At 63.8% G+C, this 18,436-nt stretch carries 20 protein-coding genes and 1 pseudogene; 10 read left to right on the forward strand and 11 right to left on the reverse strand.

The annotated features are described in order from the left end of the window. Positions 1-219 precede the first annotated feature (219 nt). A pseudogene (locus tag ACQPXH_RS01105) lies at positions 220-808 on the reverse strand (transposase); the annotation flags it as partial. Positions 809-1,245: 437 nt separating this feature from the next. Here ACQPXH_RS01105 and ACQPXH_RS01110 point away from each other — a divergent pair. After that, a complete protein-coding gene (locus tag ACQPXH_RS01110; protein WP_433600493.1) occupies positions 1,246-1,809 on the forward strand; it encodes a dihydrofolate reductase family protein in 564 nt (187 codons plus the stop codon). Positions 1,810-2,122: 313 nt separating this feature from the next. Here the strand turns inward: ACQPXH_RS01110 and ACQPXH_RS01115 are convergent, their stop codons facing one another. Further along, positions 2,123-3,022, reverse strand: a complete 900-nt coding sequence (locus tag ACQPXH_RS01115) for a LysR family transcriptional regulator (RefSeq protein ID WP_433600494.1) — start codon at positions 3,020-3,022, stop codon at positions 2,123-2,125. Positions 3,023-3,070: 48 nt separating this feature from the next. On the opposite strand from ACQPXH_RS01115, the gene ACQPXH_RS01120 reads away from it, so the two are divergent. The 3 genes from ACQPXH_RS01120 to ACQPXH_RS01130 all read left to right on the forward strand — a co-directional run bounded on the left by ACQPXH_RS01120 (position 3,071) and on the right by ACQPXH_RS01130 (position 5,074). After that, positions 3,071-3,796, forward strand: coding sequence for an SDR family NAD(P)-dependent oxidoreductase (locus ACQPXH_RS01120; RefSeq protein ID WP_433600495.1), 726 nt, complete (start codon positions 3,071-3,073; stop codon positions 3,794-3,796). A 66-nt stretch (positions 3,797-3,862) separates the two neighbouring features. Next, entirely contained in the window at positions 3,863-4,786 is a 924-nt protein-coding gene (locus ACQPXH_RS01125) for an NADP-dependent oxidoreductase (protein WP_433600496.1), read from the forward strand. 15 nt (positions 4,787-4,801) lie between these two features. Continuing rightward, complete coding sequence (locus tag ACQPXH_RS01130) at positions 4,802-5,074, forward strand: hypothetical protein (protein ID WP_433600497.1); 273 nt, start codon at positions 4,802-4,804, stop codon at positions 5,072-5,074. Positions 5,075-5,104: 30 nt separating this feature from the next. Here ACQPXH_RS01130 and ACQPXH_RS01135 read toward each other — a convergent pair whose 3' ends face one another. The 4 genes from ACQPXH_RS01135 to ACQPXH_RS01150 all read right to left on the reverse strand — a co-directional run bounded on the left by ACQPXH_RS01135 (position 5,105) and on the right by ACQPXH_RS01150 (position 7,718). Continuing rightward, positions 5,105-5,683, reverse strand: a complete 579-nt coding sequence (locus ACQPXH_RS01135) for a GNAT family N-acetyltransferase (RefSeq protein ID WP_433600498.1) — start codon at positions 5,681-5,683, stop codon at positions 5,105-5,107. 431 nt (positions 5,684-6,114) lie between these two features. Then, entirely contained in the window at positions 6,115-6,366 is a 252-nt protein-coding gene (locus tag ACQPXH_RS01140) for a hypothetical protein (protein ID WP_433600499.1), read from the reverse strand. Positions 6,367-6,699: 333 nt separating this feature from the next. After that, positions 6,700-7,257: a hypothetical protein gene (locus tag ACQPXH_RS01145; protein WP_433600500.1), complete on the reverse strand. Its 558-nt coding sequence runs from the start codon at positions 7,255-7,257 to the stop codon at positions 6,700-6,702. Between the two features lie 200 nt (positions 7,258-7,457). Continuing rightward, positions 7,458-7,718: a hypothetical protein gene (locus tag ACQPXH_RS01150; protein ID WP_433600501.1), complete on the reverse strand. Its 261-nt coding sequence runs from the start codon at positions 7,716-7,718 to the stop codon at positions 7,458-7,460. 157 nt (positions 7,719-7,875) lie between these two features. Here ACQPXH_RS01150 and ACQPXH_RS01155 point away from each other — a divergent pair, with 157 nt between their 5' ends. Beyond that, entirely contained in the window at positions 7,876-8,145 is a 270-nt protein-coding gene (locus tag ACQPXH_RS01155) for a hypothetical protein (RefSeq protein ID WP_433600502.1), read from the forward strand. A gap of 475 nt (positions 8,146-8,620) precedes the next feature. On the opposite strand, the gene ACQPXH_RS01160 is transcribed toward ACQPXH_RS01155, so the two are convergent. From ACQPXH_RS01160 to ACQPXH_RS01175, 4 genes are all read right to left on the reverse strand, one after another. Further along, the gene (locus tag ACQPXH_RS01160) at positions 8,621-9,106 is read right to left on the reverse strand and encodes a hypothetical protein (RefSeq protein WP_433600503.1); all 486 of its coding nucleotides are present in this window, start codon (positions 9,104-9,106) and stop codon (positions 8,621-8,623) included. 8 nt (positions 9,107-9,114) lie between these two features. After that, a complete protein-coding gene (locus ACQPXH_RS01165; RefSeq protein ID WP_433600504.1) occupies positions 9,115-9,840 on the reverse strand; it encodes a hypothetical protein in 726 nt (241 codons plus the stop codon). Positions 9,841-9,877: 37 nt separating this feature from the next. Further along, positions 9,878-11,005: a hypothetical protein gene (locus tag ACQPXH_RS01170; protein ID WP_433600505.1), complete on the reverse strand. Its 1,128-nt coding sequence runs from the start codon at positions 11,003-11,005 to the stop codon at positions 9,878-9,880. A 705-nt stretch (positions 11,006-11,710) separates the two neighbouring features. Further along, positions 11,711-12,481: a hypothetical protein gene (locus ACQPXH_RS01175; RefSeq protein ID WP_433600506.1), complete on the reverse strand. Its 771-nt coding sequence runs from the start codon at positions 12,479-12,481 to the stop codon at positions 11,711-11,713. Between the two features lie 170 nt (positions 12,482-12,651). Between ACQPXH_RS01175 and ACQPXH_RS01180 the strand changes: the two genes are divergently transcribed. Next, positions 12,652-13,014 carry a GFA family protein gene (locus tag ACQPXH_RS01180; RefSeq protein ID WP_433600507.1) on the forward strand — a complete coding sequence of 121 codons (363 nt, stop codon included), beginning with the start codon at positions 12,652-12,654 and terminating at the stop codon, positions 13,012-13,014. 458 nt (positions 13,015-13,472) lie between these two features. On the opposite strand, the gene ACQPXH_RS01185 is transcribed toward ACQPXH_RS01180, so the two are convergent. Continuing rightward, the gene (locus ACQPXH_RS01185) at positions 13,473-14,165 is read right to left on the reverse strand and encodes a class I SAM-dependent methyltransferase (RefSeq protein WP_433600508.1); all 693 of its coding nucleotides are present in this window, start codon (positions 14,163-14,165) and stop codon (positions 13,473-13,475) included. Between the two features lie 457 nt (positions 14,166-14,622). On the opposite strand from ACQPXH_RS01185, the gene ACQPXH_RS01190 reads away from it, so the two are divergent. From ACQPXH_RS01190 to ACQPXH_RS01205, 4 genes are all read left to right on the forward strand, one after another. Next, a complete protein-coding gene (locus ACQPXH_RS01190; protein ID WP_433600509.1) occupies positions 14,623-15,060 on the forward strand; it encodes a hypothetical protein in 438 nt (145 codons plus the stop codon). A gap of 444 nt (positions 15,061-15,504) precedes the next feature. Next, entirely contained in the window at positions 15,505-16,605 is a 1,101-nt protein-coding gene (locus tag ACQPXH_RS01195; protein WP_433600510.1) for a hypothetical protein, read from the forward strand. 1 nt (position 16,606) lies between these two features. Beyond that, positions 16,607-17,749 carry a hypothetical protein gene (locus ACQPXH_RS01200; RefSeq protein ID WP_433600511.1) on the forward strand — a complete coding sequence of 381 codons (1,143 nt, stop codon included), beginning with the start codon at positions 16,607-16,609 and terminating at the stop codon, positions 17,747-17,749. 295 nt (positions 17,750-18,044) lie between these two features. Beyond that, on the forward strand, positions 18,045-18,434 hold the full coding sequence (locus ACQPXH_RS01205; protein WP_433600512.1) for a hypothetical protein: 390 nt from the start codon (positions 18,045-18,047) through the stop codon (positions 18,432-18,434). Positions 18,435-18,436: the final 2 nt, after the last annotated feature.

The raw sequence follows: 18,436 nt of genomic DNA on the forward strand, positions 1-18,436 counted from the left end.
CATCGGCATGAGCGCGCATCGCCAGCGAAGCCGCGCGACGCGGCAGATCTGGACGCTCGCGGATCGCGTGCCCGGCGGCATTATCGTGCGTTCGATACGGTTCGAACCGAGCTTTTAGCCGGGTTCGGTCAGCGCGGTGCACGGCATGTGCGGATGTTGTCGGCTAGATGATTGATTCCAAGGGGTGGGCCCCGTGGAGCGGGCCACCCATCTTCGGGGTCAGTGGTCATAGGCGAGTAGTGGTCGGTGGACCGGTGCGCTGGTGGTGTCGTTGTGCCAGATGGCGGCGGTGAGCGCGAGGATGCGCTGCAAGACATGGACGGTGACTCCGGCGAGCGTGCGCCCGCCGTGGTGTTCCAGATCGAGCTGGCCTTTGAAGGTCTGGTTGACTGACTCCACTACCTGGCGTAGCTGTTTGAACAGGGCGCTACCTGATCGTTCGGTCTCGCCGTTGCGGGCCGGGCGCAGCAGCCGCAGTCCGGTTGCAGCCAGTTCGGTCGAACTCGACGCCGAAGTAGTTCTTGTCACAGATCAGCGTTTGCCCCGGCCGTTGGACGGCCAAGGTGGGGTCACCGGCCAGGATGCCCATCAGCGTTTCTCGCTCATCGGCTTTCGCGCCGGTGAGCGCGAACCCGATCGGCAGTCCACCGAGAGTCGCGATCAGGTGCAGGCGCATTCCCCAGAAGTAGCGCGAATGTGACGTGCAGTAGCCGTATTCGGCCCATACGGTCAGGTCGGAGCGTTTGACGGTCTCGCGGGAGCGGCCGCATTCGACCGGGGTGGAATCAGCGACCCACACATCGTCGGTTCACACGCTGGTGTCGACGGCCAGCGCCCGGATCGCCGACTGGATCAGTCCGGCACCTTGATATCTGACGTCTTCGCCCCAACTTCACCTCGAATACCACTGCCGGGCGACGACTTACAAGCTGCACCGCATGCAGCGCTCGTCCATCGCGGTGGTGCGCGCTGACCGACCGCTTCGCTCCACCCGAGGCAACCACCCGTGTTCGAACGAGCGCTCGAAGCGTTCGGTATCGGCGCGCCGTCGGTCGGCACCGTACTCGACGCCCCACACGCCGGACCCGGGTCAGGTCGTCACCGCCACCCTTGGCCGAACGGTACCGGCCGTGGAAACGTCCGGAATAGATGTTGCGGCGGCGATGAATTCAACCGCGCGAGATCGTCTGACCGAATGAGCAGCACAGCCCAACCGGGCTGGGCCTGACAAAGAGGGAATCAATCATGTCTGTGTCAGTGCTGGATATGTCGATGTCGCTCGACGGGTATATCGCAGATCCCAATGACTTCCTCGGTGGAGACGACGGTGAGCGGTTGCACAAGTGGGCCGACGAGACCGATGCGTCCGGACCCCTTGGGCAGTTTCAGGAGGAATGGAACGCCGCAGGTGCGGTTCTGTCGGGCCGGCGGACTGCCGAACTGATGGATCACTGGGGTGGTGATCACAACGGCAAACCGATCTTTGTGCCCAGTCACCGACCGCCCGCACCGGCCGCCCGCTGGGGTTATCCGCTGGTGACCTATGTGCAAGACGGCATCGAAAGTGCGATGGCGCAGGCGAAAGCCGCAGCCGGGCAGCAGAATGTGCAGATACGCGGTGGCGCCTACACCGTGCAGGAGGCGTTGACCGCTGGGGTGCTGGACGAGGTGCAGATCCATTTGATTCCGGTGCTGCTGGGTGGTGGACGTCGCTTGTTCGATGTGTTGCCTTCGGAGATCGAGCTGGAAGTTGTCGAGGTAATCAATACGCCCGCGGCCACTCACATTCGTTATCGCGTCCGCCGCTGAGGCCAGCTCACTCAGGGGAGGCCACGCAGCCCTGCGTGGCCTCGGCAGGCGGCGACAGATTCCGACAACGACAGAATCCCGCGCCGAGTGGACGTGGTCCGCCCGCGTCTCACTGGTCGAGACCGTTCGAAAACGCCCTTCTTGTCGCACAAATGCCGCGACGGCGGACGTCGTTCGGAATCGGCAGGTAAATGTTGTACATGCTCACCAGCCCGAACCCGACAAGACCGAATGCAACGGTCTCACCACAACGGGTGGGCGTCCATCAGGGTATTGCGCGGCCGCGCCGCACACCACCACCCCTTGGAATCATCTAGAGGCGGATCGCCGTACGGACGAGGTCGGCGATGGCTTTGGATCTGCTGTGTGGTGGCCAGGCGATGACGGTCGTGACGGCTGGTGCGTCCGGCACCGGCACGATGGCGTGATCGTCGCGTAGTTGGGCTCGCAGCGACTCGGGCATGACCGCGCAGGCCCGTCCGAGCGTGATCAGCTGCGTCAACTGGGTGTGGTCGCGAACCTGCGGGCCGGGGCGGCCGTCCGGATAGCTTCCGTCCGGTCGGGGCCAGCGCGGCAGGGGCAGGTCGGTCAGGGCGTTGACCTCGGCCATCGACATGTGGGGTCGGTTGGCGAAGGGGTGTCCCGCGGGCAGGACCACGACCTGCTGTTCGGTGTGCAGGTCCTCGGTGTCGAATCCGGCCGTCGTGTCGTAGGGCCGGTGCAGCAGAGCAACGTCGGCACTGCCGTTGCGTAGCAGGCGTTCCGGTTCGACGGGCCCGCACAGCACCACCTCGACCGCGACAGCGCCGGGGGCGGCGGCGTAGGCGGCCAGCAGCTTCGACAACAGTTCGCTGGAAGCTCCTGCCTTGGCGGCCAGCACCACACCGGGCCGGTCGGGTGCGGCGCGGCGGGTGCGGCGCTCGGCGGCTTCGACCGCTTCGAGGGCGAGGCGGGCCTCCCGCAGCAGCACCGACCCGGCCTGGGTCAACGTGATCGCGCGCGAACTGCGGTGCAGCAGAACGACTCCGAGCCGTCGTTCCAGCTGCTGGATCGCCCGCGACAGCGGTGGTTGCGCCATCGAGAGCCGTTGTGCCGCCCGCCCGAAGTGCAACTCCTCGGCGACAGCGACGAAGTATCGCAACTCCCGCGTCTCCACCAGGTCATCGTATCCGGCGCTCACCACGACCAATACCCGTGCGGTATCGTCGCCCACCCGACCGGTCTTGGACGCCCCACCCGAGTCCGCAACATGATCGACGGCATGAGTGAACCGACGATCGCGCTGGTGACCGGCGCGAACAAAGGCATCGGATACGAGATCGCGGCGGGTCTGGGCGCGCTTGGCTGGCGGATCGGTGTGGGCGCGCGGGATCGACAACGCCGCGAGACCGCGGTGGAGAAGTTGCGCGCGGCCGGGACCGATGCGTTCGGCGTGCCGCTCGACGTGACCGACGACGCGAGTCTCGCCGCTGCGGCCGAGCTGATCGCCGACCACGCCGGAGGGCTCGACGTCTTGGTCAACAATGCCGCGATCACCGGCGGTACGCCACAGACACCCACCGCGGTCGATCCCGCGACCGTGCGAGCTGTGGTGGAAACCAACGTGATCGGGGTCATCCGGGTCACCAACGCGATGCTGCCCATACTGCGCGGCTCGGCCTCACCGCGAATCGTGAACATGTCCAGCAGCGTGGGCTCGCTCGCCCTGCAGACCACGCCCCGCATCGACATGGGCCCGGTTCCCACGGCGTACTTGGCGTCGAAGACCTTCCTCAACGCCGTCACCATCCAATACGTCAAGGAACTGAGCGACACCAACATCCTGATCAACTCCGGCTGCCCCGGTTTCACCGCCACCGATCTCAACGGCTTCCGGGGCGTGCGCACACCGCAACAGGGGGCGGCGATCGCGATTCACCTGGCGACCCTGCCCGACGACGGGCCGACCGGCGGATTCTTCGACGACGCCGGAACAGTGCCCTGGTGACGGGCACACCGGTGCTAACCGTTCCTGAAGTCGGGCGCGCATCGGCGCCGGAGGAGAAGCAAGACAATGACAAAGGCAGTCCGCTACGACGAATTCGGCGGAATCGACGTCCTGCGGATCGAGGAGGTCGAGCGTCCGGTGCCCGCGGCCGAGCAGGTCCTCGTGCACGTGAAAGCGGCGGGCATCAACCTTGGTGAGGCGGCCATACGCACCGGCGCGATGGCGGAGATCTTTCCCTCTGCCTTTCCGTCCGGTCAGGGCAGCGATCTTGCCGGAGTCGTCGCCGAGGTCGGCGCGGGAGCCGACCGATTCTCGGTCGGCGACGAGGTGATCGGATTCTCCGAGAAGCGGTCCGCGCAGGCCGAGCTGGTCCTGGTCGAGGTCGACAACCTCACTCCCAAACCGGAAAACGTCTCATGGGAGGTGGCCGGCGGCCTCTACGTCGCCGGCGTAACCGCCTGGGGGGCAGTGCATTCCGTACAGCTCGAGCAGGGAGAGAGCGTCGTCATCTCCGGAGCAGCCGGAGGAGTCGGCTCACTCGCCGTTCAGCTTGCGCGCCGTGCCGGAGCCACGGTCATCGGTCTGGCGAGCGAGGGCAACCACGAGTGGCTGCGAAGCCACGGCGTGATCCCCGTCGCATACGGTGCCGGCGTCAGGGACCGGCTCGAGGCCGCCGCACCGGGCGGCATCCATGCCTTCATCGACACCTACGGCGACGGGTACGTCGAGCTGGCCCTCGCTCTCGGCGTCGCAATCGCACGGATCGACACCATTGCCGATTTCGCAGCAGCCGCAAAGTATGGGGTCAAGACCGAACCCGGGACCGAGGCCAGGCCGGGCGCCGAGGTCCTCGCCGAACTGGCTGCCCTGATCGCCGACGGACACCTCGAAGTCCCGATCGCGAACGTCTACCCGTTGACGCAGGTTCGTCAGGCGTGCACCGAACTCGAACGCAGACACACCCACGGCAAAATCGTGCTGAGGCCCTAGCCGGCGCCACACAGTGTGGCGCGCTTTCACACTCCCACGCACCGCGCGTTCATCCAGGCCGTCGCTGGAGACGCCGCACTGATCGCCGGCGACCTCGAGGAAGCCGCAACGCTCGCGGCCGCCGCGGTCATCAACAGCGACCGGCTGCGATTGGCACGCTATCTGCGGTATCTGAGCGACTTCTACAACCGGATCCCCGCAGGCGCCACACGCCATCCCGCCCTGGCAGAGTTCGTCGACCTCATGCACACCGACTACCCGGCAATCGTTGCGGCCCAACAGCGTTGATCTACTGTGCAGGCCATGACGATGTCATCGTCACTCGCCGTAGGCCCGCCCTGCCCCGGGTGTGCTGGGGGTTTTCCGGAAGATCGCTGCGAATTCCTCTGCAAGTAGTCCGTAGAGTGCAAGGTCGGCGGGTGCGCCGTGTACAAGTCGAGCATTTCGTGCGACGCCCTCCCGAACCGCGCCGATGGACTCACACGCTGCCACTGCGGCGGAATTCTGGGTAAGGATCCATGAATACATTCGGCGAAGCCCCATAACGTCGAAGCCGAACCGGGCGAGTAGCTCGCCCGCCTCTGCGCCCAGGCCACGGCGACGATAGGCGGTTTCGCCGATGGCGATTCCGAATTCGGCGGACCTGTCTTCGGGACTCTGATGACTGAGCGATCCGAGTCCGATCGGGGCACCGGAGTCCATCATGCAGAAGATGAAAGTCGCATTGTTATATGACACTTGCTCATAGCTGGCGATCCACTTCGCCCACATCCTCTTAGAAGAGGGATAGCGATAACCGACAGCAAGCCGAAACGACTCCTCTTGAAACCATTTGTACAGGACCTCCACGTCACTTTCCTCGGGGGCCCTGAGCGCTACTGTCGTACCTTTTATCACCGCAGATCTCCTTGCTGGAAGAAACCAAGTTCAGTACCGGCCGGGCACAGGTTTAGCGCCTTGTCCGCGCGAGAGCGTGCTTCGCCGAGGGTGTGCCGACGACACTTCTTTTTCGGTGGCCCTCGGTTCCAACTCGGCGCGAAACAGTTGTCAGATCGGAAAAGGCGGGCAGGCCAGGCAAGGCGGGAAAGGCCCAGGCAGGGGAGGGATAGCTCGGGGGACGAAGAGCGCTCGAAGCATCTCGGGAATCTCCAATGCCGCGATGAGGTCCCCCAGCCATGTCAAATCCAGAACAAACATCTTTATCTCTTCTCTTTAGTGGTTCATGACCACATTGGCTGCTTGCCCGATCAAGAAAAGGATTGTCGTGCGCTGAGGATCGAGATCATCGCCCGTTTCCAGGGAACGGGCGACTCCGAAACAAGTCACATTCACAGCCCCATGAAGGTGATCGTGATCCCGAGGATCGGCTTGGTGGCGCTACCGCCAACGACGATACCGGTGAAATTTTCTGTGCCGCCGCCGACGCCTAAGTAGCCGCCGCTACTAGGAAAACCGGCGTTGCCGAAAACGCTGCCGTGGCTGAAGATGCCGAAAGATGCGTCACCTATGCTGCCGTAGCTGGTGCTATTCGATCCGAGAGCGCCAGGGCTGACGCCGTCAGGGGTGATACTAAGGCTCATGATTTCCTTTCAATATTGCGCTGGCTGAATAGTTCTCAAGCCCGCGCGGTAACGCTCGTCAGAGCGGATAGGCGGATAGGTTAGAAAGGCGGAAAAGGCTCAGGCCAGTGAGGGATGACCCAGGGAACGAATAGCCCCCGAAGCGTGTCGGAAATCTCCGCGACGACACTCCACAACCACGTTAAATCCAGAATCAACATTTCTATCTCTTTCCTTGCGGGATGGTTTATGACGACACCGGCTCCGCCGAGCGGTCTCACCGCTCGGCAGAAACGGATGCCGTATGCCGAGGTCCAGGTTTCTCGACCGTTTCCGGGGCGTGTTCCGGGTGGTTCACGCCACCTTGAATGTGAACCGGTACAGGCCGCCCTCTCCCGTGAAGTGCTCTACGGCTGCGGGGTTACTCGCCGCCTGTAGTTGCAGGCGGCGCGGCGGGCCGAGCTCGTCGTCGTTGCCCAGGGGGAACTCCATCGCGCGGTTGTTGAGAACTCGTAGCGTCTCGCGGACCGTGGCAGTGAGCACAGCGGTCCGGAGGGTAGCCGGTTGTCCAAGGGTGCGAGACAGTGCCAACGCCCATTGCCCTTCGAGGATCTGCTTATACGCCCGTCGGGGATCACCCGCGACGTCGCGTCCGAAGTCCATCTCGATCAACTGGACGATGTACAAGGACCGGGGGTCGTAGTCAGCAATCGTGACGTCGCCCCGACGGGTTTCGCCGGTGTCCAGGTTGTCCCAGAAGTCGATCCCGCCGTGGACCGTGAATTCGGTCTGGGTGACGACACTGTCGCCGAGTGGGATCTGGCCGCGCCAGGTCAGCAGATAGACATCGTCCGAACCCTCCTCGTCGGTGTCCACGATGCACTTCATCTCATCGACGATCACCTTCGCCATCACTCGCCTCCATTCCGATGTCCCGACCCGCGCCACTCTCTGTGGGATGAACACGAGGCTACGAAAAGAACCGACGGTTCGCAAGAACCGTTGATGTAACGGTTCTACAATGACGAGAACCTCTGATGTCACGGTTTAAACATGAAAAAAGAGGGGACGGTTCTATCGTCCCCTCTTGTGACCCGACGTTGCCGGGCGATTCAGGCGTTGTGCAGCTCTGCTGTGTGCATTGCTTTAGCCGCTTCTAGGAGTTTCTGCTTCCGCTCGTCCATCACCTGTTCTATCTGGACGGGATCCAAGGCTTTGCGGATGCCGTCGAGGAGGAATTCGCGCGCAAGCTCGGCGACCGGGACACCGCGAAGGATCGCGATCTGCTCCAGTAGCTGGTAGTGATGCTCGCGCATGCGCACGCTGAATGTGCTGGTGTTGCCGCCCTGTGGCGATGAAGATCTGCCGGCCATCGGCCCTCCTGTTGATGCGCGGTGTAACGGTGATCCGGTTCATACCTATAGGTCTTCAACCAAGGTGCGATAAAACGAGAGCACCGTTGTTTTTGCTAACGAGTATATAACTCTCGTGTGACAAGCACCAGAGAACCTTAGAATCTTCGGTGCTAGTTTGTACGCAGGGCTCGGCCGGGTCGAGGCCATCCAGCAATCCGAGCGGGAGCACACCAGATTGACCGATACGACACCATCACCGTCCGACATGGAGTTCGAGATCGAAGCCGACCTCGCAGAGACCGAGATCGAATTCGAGATCGAGATCAACCTGGAGGAGGAGTTGGATGATGTCGACCCCGAACGCCTCCAGCGACTGCTGGATGAGCATGCGCGTGAGTTCATCGAGGACGGCATCCAGAGGGCCAAGGATTCCGGCGAGATCTGACCTCTCGCAGTCGGCAATCAAGGCGACACCAAGGCAAGCGCCGCAGGCGGTTCCCCGCGCGAGCCTGGGCAGGGCAAGAGCTCAGAACCCCCGCCAGGGCTCGGTCAGCACCCCGGTGCGGATCGTGGTGATCCGTTTGGCGTACTCGGCCGCGATGCGAGGAGAGTGGTCGACGTTCTGCGCCGGCCAAGTGATCATCTTCACCTGCATCACCGCCCGCAGGGCAGTGAACCCGCTCCAGCTGGTGATGTCGTAGCCGTGGGCCTCGGCGAAGGCCGCGTAATCGCCTCGGCGAGCATACCCATGGTCGTCTCAGCCGCCGTCTTGGCTAGATCCGCGTGGTCGAATCCCCAAACCCACTGTGGCACAGCGGCCCTCGCTGAACGCTGGCGGAAACGCCCTTGCGACCGTGCTCTTGCTGCTCCTGTTCGTCGCGGCGCTGGTGGGGTTACTGATCCTCGCCTGAGGACGCGGATCATGTGTCGAACAGCTGGATGTGGACGAAGCGGCTCGACGGGTCGCGCTCGTCCACGATGACGATCCGGTTGACCGACTTTCCGTCGGGGCGATGGTAGACGTCCTCGGCCTGCATGATCGACGGCGAAGTCTCCAGAGGCGGACCCGCAATGGTGGTTTCGGCCACGCGGAAGACTTTGGTCAGTGGCGCGGCGAATTTCGAGGTGGCCAGCAGCAGGGTGAGGCCCTGCGGATCGGTGGATATGGCTAGCCGGTAGAGCGTGTCGCGGCCGTGCTCCGATCGGGCGCCGAGCACGGAGGCATTGTCGGGAATGATGATTCCGCCGAATTCGGAAGCCTCCCTGGTGATGTCGGTGTCCTTCGCGGCGTGGGTCGGCTCCGATCGGTGGTCGCCGTCATGTGTTTCGCAACCGGTCATGCCGACCGTCACGGCCATGAGGCCGGCGACGACACAGGCCAGCTTCATCTGCCGGATTCCAGGCATTGGGTACCTCATCGGGTGGGATCACTCCTATCGCCGTCGCGGCCGCCGGGCGTACCTGGCAGGTTCACCGGTCCGTTCGACGGTACTGTCCCGTCGAATCGCCGGACCTCGCTGGATCCTGCGATGTCGTACTCCCGCGCCAAGCCCGCGGTGTGCAGCGCTCCCATGCGCTTGTCCGAGACTGTGATACCGGCGATCTCGGTGCTCTTGTCACCGTCCCAGTTGTAGCGGTCGTGCACGTGCAGTTTGTACTCGGCGATGATGCTCGGCTCGGCACCGCCGGCCGGTTTGCGCACTGTCACTACACCGGTGGCTGACAGATGGATGCCGCCCATCGCGAAGAACCAGTCGTCACTCAGCGCCCGGGTTATGTAGAACCCGCTCCATTGCGACTGGAATTGCACTGGGTTGTCATAGTTCTGGGCAGCCGACGCTTCGGTGGTGATCCGCCGGATCTCGGTCTCGGCTATCGAGGTTGCTTTGGTGTCAGCCGCAGACACATCCCGCAATACGGCGTCGGCGTTGATAGTCAGCAGCTTGCCGGTGTTGTCGAGGTAGTGGTTCAGGTGAGCTGAGGCATGTGTCCAGCCCGCGGCGTCTGCGGCCACGGATGCCGCGGCGGCTACCTTGGCGAAAGCGACGTCGTCGGCGCGGCTGTAGATGGGTTGCGAACCCCACGCGCCCTGCCCGGGATCAGCCGGCGGTGCGGGGAGTGGTCCAGGAATCGGTGCCATGGTTTCTATTCGTTCGTCGTTGTCGAAAGCGGTCGGGTCAGCCAGCGGATCCGACGGTGTGTTCCCACCAGACGTTGTCGCCGTATCCGTACCGGCTGGCGCCCAGGTCCACGGTCACTTTGTCGGGCAGCTCGAATTCGCTCGGGTTGTAGGAAGGGGCGGTTCGGCCCGGTTCGTAGTCCAAGGCGTCGGAGATCGACTTGATGGTGGTCGAGATCGTGTCCTGCCGGGTCGCGACCGATTTCTTCAGCGTGTCGACGGCTGAGGAGATCTGGGACTTCATGGAATCCTGCATGGGACTGTGGATCAGCTGTGCCCATACGCCCAGGGGGAGGGTGAAATTCTGGAAGTTCATGGACTTGGTGATGGTGTCGGCCAGATCCATCGCCTGGTTGTAAACGAGGCGTTCGAGGAGCAGCCCGCCATTTTCGACGATCTTGGCGACCGCGTCGAGGTCGCTGCTGCGTCCGGCGATCGATTGCCCGAGACTGGTCGCGGCGGTTCCGAACGCGGTCGAAGCTTCCCCGGACCAGCTGGTCTGCAACCACCTGGTACCGCTGGAGAGGTTTTCGGAGGTGACGTAATCGTTGATCCCGAGCAGGCCGATCCGTTTACCTACCGATTGCAGTGCCTCCCAGTCCGCCACGAGTGGGGAAAGGTAGTCGGCGACGGGTTTGATGCCGATCGCCTGGCTCAGCGGCTCGTCGTAGGGGGTCAAGATCTCGATACTCGCGGTGACCACCTGGCGGACGGTGTACTGGGCCTCGTGCACGTCCTGCAGGGTTGGAAGCTGCAATCCGCTGAATCGCGAGACGCCGTGTGCCGAACTCGTCGCGGGCACGTCCTGCCCGTCGAGGGTGGCGGTCGCTGTCTGGGAGATGGCGTCGGCGTGCTGCTGGTCGGAAGTCTGGTACCGGTTGTCCGCGGTGCCCAGGTTCGTGCCGAGTGCGCCGAGGACGCTCAGGTCGTTCTGGTGTGCGCTGGACAGTGTGCTTTGCAATCTTTGAATCGCTGGCGTCAGCGTGGCCAGCTGCCCGGTCGTCCCGGTGGGTAGTGACATCATCGGCAGCAGCCGGTTGGCGTTCGAGGAGAAGTTGGTGCCGAGGTCTTGTAGATCCAGTCGGAATCCGGCGAGTTTGGATACGTCGACAGCGAAATCAGCCATGCTATCCCCCCAAACAACTTACGCTGGCGCAATCCGCGGAGCTGTCCCGGTGCGCTATCGGAATTTAGCATAGCCTCGGGTCATGCACCGCCACAGAGCATCTCGTGTCTCCTGCGTCGCAGTCATGGATGCCACCATAGGTGGTGGCGTCCAAATCGAAGTCATCGTCGCTCCCGACGGCTCAGTCGTGACCGGCTACCCCATCGGCGGTGATGGGGTGGTCAGGAACAACGCGAATGGTAACCCGATCAAATAAGCTGGGAGAGCGATGAATTCGGACAGGGCGGCACGAGAAGCGCGAAAACGTGAGCGAGGCCCACAAGCCATCGAAGCCCGTATCCGTCGGCTCAACAAGATGAGAAAGGCCTCGCGAGACCTGTCGTAGGGGCCGGAGTTGAGCGACGCGCCATGGACTGCTCGACCGTTTCGCGGGTGCGGCTAAGGGCCCAGAAGGCGTCGGTCGAAAGCTGGCGGTGCACCAGGTCGACGTCGAGACGGTCCGGGTCGATGGTGATCTCGTATTCTTCTGCCCTGCAATTGATCATGATGTTGGATCGTTCCAGTTGTTGTCACGCCGCCAACAGATTTGGGCGGCCTGCCGCTGGAGCGCGACGGGCTGCGGAGATGAACCGGAGTTTGTTCCCAAAGGCATCGGCTGCCGCGCGGATCCGTCCGATCGCCGCCGGCCGGGCTGGTCCGCCCGCGCTATTCGCAGACCTGGTGGGAGAACCCGAATTCAACGGTGACGGCTGCCTGTGCCGGGGCGAATCGGCTGTGCGGTATGCCAGGGGTGAAGGCGAAGACCGAGACGTGCTCGTTCTGGCGATCCAGCCACCAGCCCGCGGTGCGGCAGGCGCGCCACCGGGTACCGCTCCAGTCGGCGAGCCTTTCCTCGCCCGCGGAACCGAATGTCCAGCCGCCGGAATCACCCAGATGAGCGAGCAAGCGGCCGGCCACTTGATCATCGGGCGTGCCGTCGGCGGCGGCGATGGCGAAGGTGCGCTTGCAGTAGAGACCTGTGTTGGAGTCCTCGCAGCTGGTCGTGTAGTCGGCGACCGTCAGGCCGGCGGGCAGGGGTAGCAGTAGTTCGGCGTCGGGGGTCGCGACGGCCTTGCCTCCGTAGGCTGGGGCGGTCGCGAAGACGCCGAGGTCGCTCAGCACGAAGAACAGCAGCACGAACAGGGCCAGTACGCCGTACAGCCCGCCGAGCACCCGGGCGATCCACTGCCGCACCCCACCACCGTCGGTATCGGCCCAGTCCCAGATCAGTCCCGCCAGCAGCACCACGACACCGGCGGCGATCATCAGCACCTCGAGACTGTGCTGATAGTGGCGCACTCGCGGGCCCGCGAACGCCACACCCAGCTCGGCCACGGTCAGCACCGCCAACACCGCACCCACGCGCCACCGGGTGCGGGGCGCTCGCGCCGCCAGCAGCCAGCAGGCCAGCGGCACCAACAAGATCAGCCGGAACACGTCGCCAGTCTAAAGTGGCTGCGCCGGTGACCACCGGTTTCGATGATGCGAAGAGTGACCATGTCTGCTCGGTGCCGCGCCGGAGAAGGCCTTGCCGAGCGTCGGTTGTCGTTGGTCAACGACGCGCGGCATTGGATTAAACGGCGTGGTGTCCAGCAAGAAGGAGCGATGTGAACGGCGGCTGTCTCTGCGGCAATATCCGGTTCTCCGCGACCGGTGCCCCGGACTTCCCTCACCTGTGCTCGTGCGAGCACTGCCAGAGGCTGTCAGGCGCCCCGGTGATGTCGTGGGTGTCCTTCCCGGAGAAAGGATTCGCGTGGACCGGTCCGGGCGGGGAACCGACCTGGTTCGAGACCTTCCCACAGGTCTGCCGCGGGTTCTGTCCGAAGTGCGGTTCCTCGGTCGCGTCCAAGGGTGATGAAGCTGGCTTGGTGGGGGTCACGATCACGGCGTTGGATGATCATGCCGACCTGGTGCCGGTCAAGCAGAGCTTTGCTCACAACGCAGTCCCGTGGATGGCCCCGCTGGGGTGAGGCGCTGCCCTTGCGGGACAACCCATCCGGGCTGTCCCACAAGGGCGTTGGGTTTGTTCTCCTAGCCCCTGCTGGACGGTGGCGCCAGGGTGATCATGACAGGCCGGGCGGGCCAATCGCTCTGTCTCCGAGCGCTTTTGCCGTAAGAAGCACAACGTCAGATCGATCCTTCGATCTCGCCGAGCCAGGCACCCGTGTTCGTGGATCGGGTTTCCCGCATCCCTAATGGTGACGTCGGGTACCGGAACTGTCCGAATGGGTGCCGTCACGGCCCCTGTCAGGGTAATCAAGAGGCTGATCCAGCGCATAGTCGGTCACGCCGACAGACGTGCGTCGCCCGTAATACGTGGCGCAGGGCGCGGTGATCAGGTGACGGCTCGACTTGGCTTGTCAGATCGGCTGGCTGGCGCAACCGTTCGGGCAAGCATCAGTAGGGACAGTCTCGGAGAGTTACGTCGTTACGGGCGACGGAGTTTGACGCTCAGGAAGAGCGGCTGTTGGTGCGTCTTGTCGTATCGACGTGGATCAACCAGCCGAGCTTCCTCGGCGGCCCGCGGCTCCACCAGCGCTTGGAGCACGAACCCGGCGCCGAGAAGCTCGGCGAGGAACGTTTCCAGCGTCATCCGCCGGTAGCTGATGGAACCATTTCCGAGAGGAAGCTCAACGCGGTCATCGGCGAAGTAAGAGCCGCCGAAGTAGGTCCAGTCGCTGGTGGGGTGGGTTGTGGAGACGAGCAGGCTGCCGCCTGGCCGTAGAACGCGTCGAATCTCGGCGAGCAGCTGCTCGCGCCGGTCTATGTGGTGGTAGACGAGGGCCATCACGGCCAGGTCGAACGACTGATCTTCCAAGAAGGTCAGCGGCTTCTCCAAGTCGTGGTGGTGCAGGATGGCACTGTCTCCGAGTCGCTCCTGCGCGGCGTGCAGCAGGGTCTCGCTTCCCTCGACGCCGATGACCTGCGCGGCCCCCAGCTTCAGCAGTTCGGCGCCGTAGTGGCCTGCCCCGCATCCAAGATCCAAAACCCGTAGTCCGCTGACGTCACCGGCAAGCCTGAGCATGGCCGGCCGGTCGATATGGGCGTTATAAGCGTTGTCCGTCGCCAGGGTGGCGAACTGCTTGCCCATCTCACCGTGGTCGGCGGTCTCAGCACTCATTCGATCATCCTCGCAGCAGCCGCCACCACATAGCTTCTGTTCCAACGAGATTCGCCAGTGCACTCGTGCCCGGAAGGCACCGTCTTCAGGCCGGGGAGCTGTCGTGCGCGACCGATTCGGGAACAGGGCCGAGCACGGAGGCATTGTCCGGAATGACGGTCCCAACGAATTCGGAAGCCTCCCTGGCGATGTCGGTGTCCTTCGCGGCCTGGGTGGTCGGCTCGGGCCGTCGTGTTTGAATTCGGTTATGGATCTTGTTCGAGGCGACCGGTTTCGGTCGGCGCCCATGGTCCTGGTAGCACTGTCGGTGGTTGCCGCGTGCAGTGCACCCGAATCCGATACACCGTCGACATCGACCGCGGCGATGCCTACATCAGCAGTGACCTACTCGTGTGACGCCAACGCTGTTACGGGCCGGGTCTTCACAACTGACCGTGGGCCCGAGCAGCCGTTCACCGTGATGGTTCCCGAGCTTCCGGGATGGGAGCGCACCGAGGTTCCGGGAGTCGACACCCGCGGGCTGACCATTCAGCGCAGAGATCAGCTTCCGCAGGTGTTCCATAGTCCGACCGCCACGATTACCGTCAACCCCCTCGGCCCCGCATCGAAGGTGGAGGAGGCCGTGGTAGCGACGCGCCAGATAGCGCAGACGACACCGGGTTGGCGGACACGCGACGATCAAAAGATCACAGTGTGTGGCCAGAATGGTGGAAAAGTCACCGGTGCCTTCTCGCTCGCCCAGGTCGAATGGTGGCAGGACTACCGCCTCGTCGTCTGCGCATGCAACGGCGCAATCCACCCGGTCTTATTGGTCGGGCGGACAACGGTGGCGGACTTGGACAGACTCGGTGCCGACCTCACCACCATCCTCAACAGCGTCCAGATCGTGGCGTGACATACAGGGGCCTGCGTGAACTCGCAGGAACGGGCTCTGTCAGGTCCACAATCTGGCGGTGCCGACCGCGCCATCGGCGGCGTTGAAGTCGATCTCTAGGTTGGTCGGCTGTTGCCGTGTAGGGCACCAGCACGTCTACGGCGGGTCCGTCCCGATGTTCGAGGACAGCCTTGATGGCGAGGCCGGTGAACGGTACGGACACAGTGACATCGAACACAGTCGCGCGGGCGCGCAGGGTGGTTCGGTCGGCCCCGATTTCCATTGCGCTGGTGGCAGTTTGCTCGCCACCGTGGCCGCCCAGCGGATCCAGTACGACTCAATGAGTACGTCGGTACCACGTGGGCAGGTAGCGCAGCCGCGACGGTCCGTTCGTCGAAACCGCCCGATCGCCAGGAGTCCTCAGTGGTTTCTGTGATACTGGCCAGACCGAAAATGCTTGGGGGTGTGGTGAAGACGGACGACGAGCCCGACAACAGCCAGTTCGTATTGGGGTGGGCGGAATCTGTTGCGCTCGCGACGATGCAGATCGCGATGATGCAGGTCGATCTGGCGGCAACCCGGGACGAGGACGAGATCGCGGCGAAGCGGGTGGTTCGTGACGAGGCGGTAGCACGGCTGTGTACGGAGTTAGCCTCTGCTGAAAGTCCCACCTCCGACACACAATTCGTGTCGGAACTTTTCACCGAGATCGAGTCGAATGGCATCGCTCCTGTTGCGCAGCGAGTTGCCGATTTCGGTCGGCGGGCACCGCGGAGTATCGGTTCCCGCAGCCGTTCTCTGCTGGTGTTGGTCGATCTCGTGCTCTTCGACCCCTGGCCCGCCAAGCGCAGGTGGAATGCATCGGCCCGTCAGGAAATACTGCGGACATTGACCGCGGGGTTTCCTGAAGCGAGGGCCTCAGACCTCGACGCGATGTTCACCGAGCAGAAGGCGCTCATCCGTCGGCTCCGCCGCAAGAACGTCCGTTGGGGCAGAGTAGCGGTGGCCGGTGTGCTCGGCCTTGGTGTCGGAGTCGCGACCGCTGGCTGGGCCGCGCCATTGATCGGCACCGCGATCGGCACGGCGGCAGGACTTTCCGGCGCGGCGGCCACCTCGGCAGGACTGGCCACTCTCGGTGGCGGAGCGATCGCGGCGGGCGGCTTCGGTGTTGCCGGTGGTACGGCGTTGGTCACCGGTGTCGGTGGTGTGGTGGTCGCGGGTGCGGCCGCGAGCGGTGCGCGCTGGACTCCGTTGGCCGCCGGACAGGTCGTGGTCGGGGCGATGCGTCTGGATCTGATCAATCGGGTTGTGCTCGCGGAGGAGACCGATCGGGACGAACAGCGCCGACGCGTGGTGCTGGCGCTGCATCAACGTTTGGAGAGCCTTATCGCGGATCGTGAGTTGCTGATCGCGCGGATCGGGCGTCTCAGCGCCGATAACAAGCGACTCACGGTGGAGAACCGGCGGCTGCGCGATGAGCTGCGGCTCGAGCGTGATCAGGTCGAAATGGCGGAGAGCGCAATCGAAGTCGTGCTCAGCCGTATTCCCGAGTCGGCTGTGAGTTGAGATGGACGAGTCCATCGATCGGAATCTCGACACCATCAGTCGACGGATGGCTGAGCTCGAGGCGGCCACGGTATCGGCGCTCTCCGATGGGGATGCGGTGATTGTTCGCGGCGAGCCGATACCTGCGTCGTACGCCGAGATGACGGCGATCAACGATCGGGTGCGCGCCGAGTCCGGTTGGCTCGATATAGATTTCGACGCCGCTCTGACACCGGTGCAACGTGCACAGTTGGAGAGTTGGCGGGCGCGCCAGCGCAGTGCCTGGGATCACGACGACCTGCTGGCGGTCGGTGTCACCGGCATCGTCGGAGCGCTTGCGGCGTGGTTCGATTCGGCGCTGGACCGCGCGGTCGTGAAATCGATGGAGCCGATTCGACGCACCAAGCGGATGCGGGCTTGGGAGCGTGCCGGGAAGCGGCTGCCGATCGACTACACCGGGCCGGGGTTCGGTGGGCGAGCCCATCGTGTCCGCTCTGCCGGACATGATCTCGCTCGGCCGTTGGAGGCGCTGCGGCAGATACGTACTGGCGAATTCCGTGGGGTGCGTTGGGATCACGGAGAGAAAGAGACGGTCTCAGTATCGGGTAGATTCCGTGAGGTCGAATCCACTTCGGAGGCGTTGGTGCTGTGGGTCAAGCACCTCGCGGCGGATCTGGTTACACCGATGAGTCTGCCGCTGCCCGGGTCATCGTTGTTGTATGAGCTCGACAATCGAGATCTCCGCAAGTTCGCACATGCTGTCTACCTCGGCCCTTCCGCGGGAAATGGGCTGAATGTGCGATCGGGGATTCTTACGCCGTCGCTGAGTGTTCTGGCCACCGAAGTCGTTCTGCGAACCCACGTCCATGCGAAGGCGTACGTCGCAACTGGCAGTGCTGATCTCGATGAACGACGACAAAGGCTGCGTGGTGAGCTTCTCCTCGCGGCGCACGCCTTGGCGGGTGCGGCCGCGGCGGGCAAGACGCTGTCCCGGTTCGTCATGCTGGACGACAAGCAACGTTGGACAGCGTTGCGCCACATGAATATTCCACTGGCGCTGCGGATCGGTTGCCTGGCTGTCGAGAACGCGCGCGCGATGCAAGCCCGTCACCAGTCCAGCGCCGAAGGATGGGATGAACTAGAGCGACTGCTAGCTGCGGACTAACAGGAGACGCCCTGAACCCCTTGGCGCTGACTCTCCAGCTGAATGCCGGGCATCGCCACCGACTGGGCAGCGCGATGGTTATCCCAGACGCCGGTCGACGGTGTGATGGACAGCATGGCATCCGCTGAACTGGTCGCGTATTCCCTGCGGGATGTGGGTGCGGTCGGTTGGTTCGGTATCCCAAGGGAACTGGCGAGCATTCCTGGATCGGGCGGTGGCCGGCGAGCCGTAGGTATGCTGCGAGAGCCTTGGTTTGGTGGGTAGCCGATAGATCGTGAGCGGGGTGGCTAGGCGATTGGCTGAATTCGACAGTGGCGCCGCGTTGCGGGCGGAGATCGCTGCTTTCTATGCCGGTTTCGGGCAGCCGGAGGTGCTGGCGGCGGCGTTCCGGCAGGCCGGTTTGTTGGTGCCGTTGGTCGATGATGATCGCCTGTGCACGTCCCGGCTCGGGGGTGTGGATTGGATTTGTGCGTTCACCAGTGTCGAGGAGTACGCCCGCTATATGGCTGCGCGGGGTGTCGCTGGTGATCAGGAGTATCGGTATCAGTTGCTGTTGGGGTGGCGGCTGGTCGAGTACGCGGCGGGGCGGTCGGAGCCCACCGGTGTGGCTGTCGATATCACCGGTTCGGCGCCAATAGCGTTTCCGCCGCAGGTGTCCGAGGATTCGATCGGGGACGGGAGGTAGCG

It is taken from the genome of Nocardia sp. CA-135953, from assembly GCF_050955735.1.
Lineage (GTDB): Bacteria > Actinomycetota > Actinomycetes > Mycobacteriales > Mycobacteriaceae > Nocardia.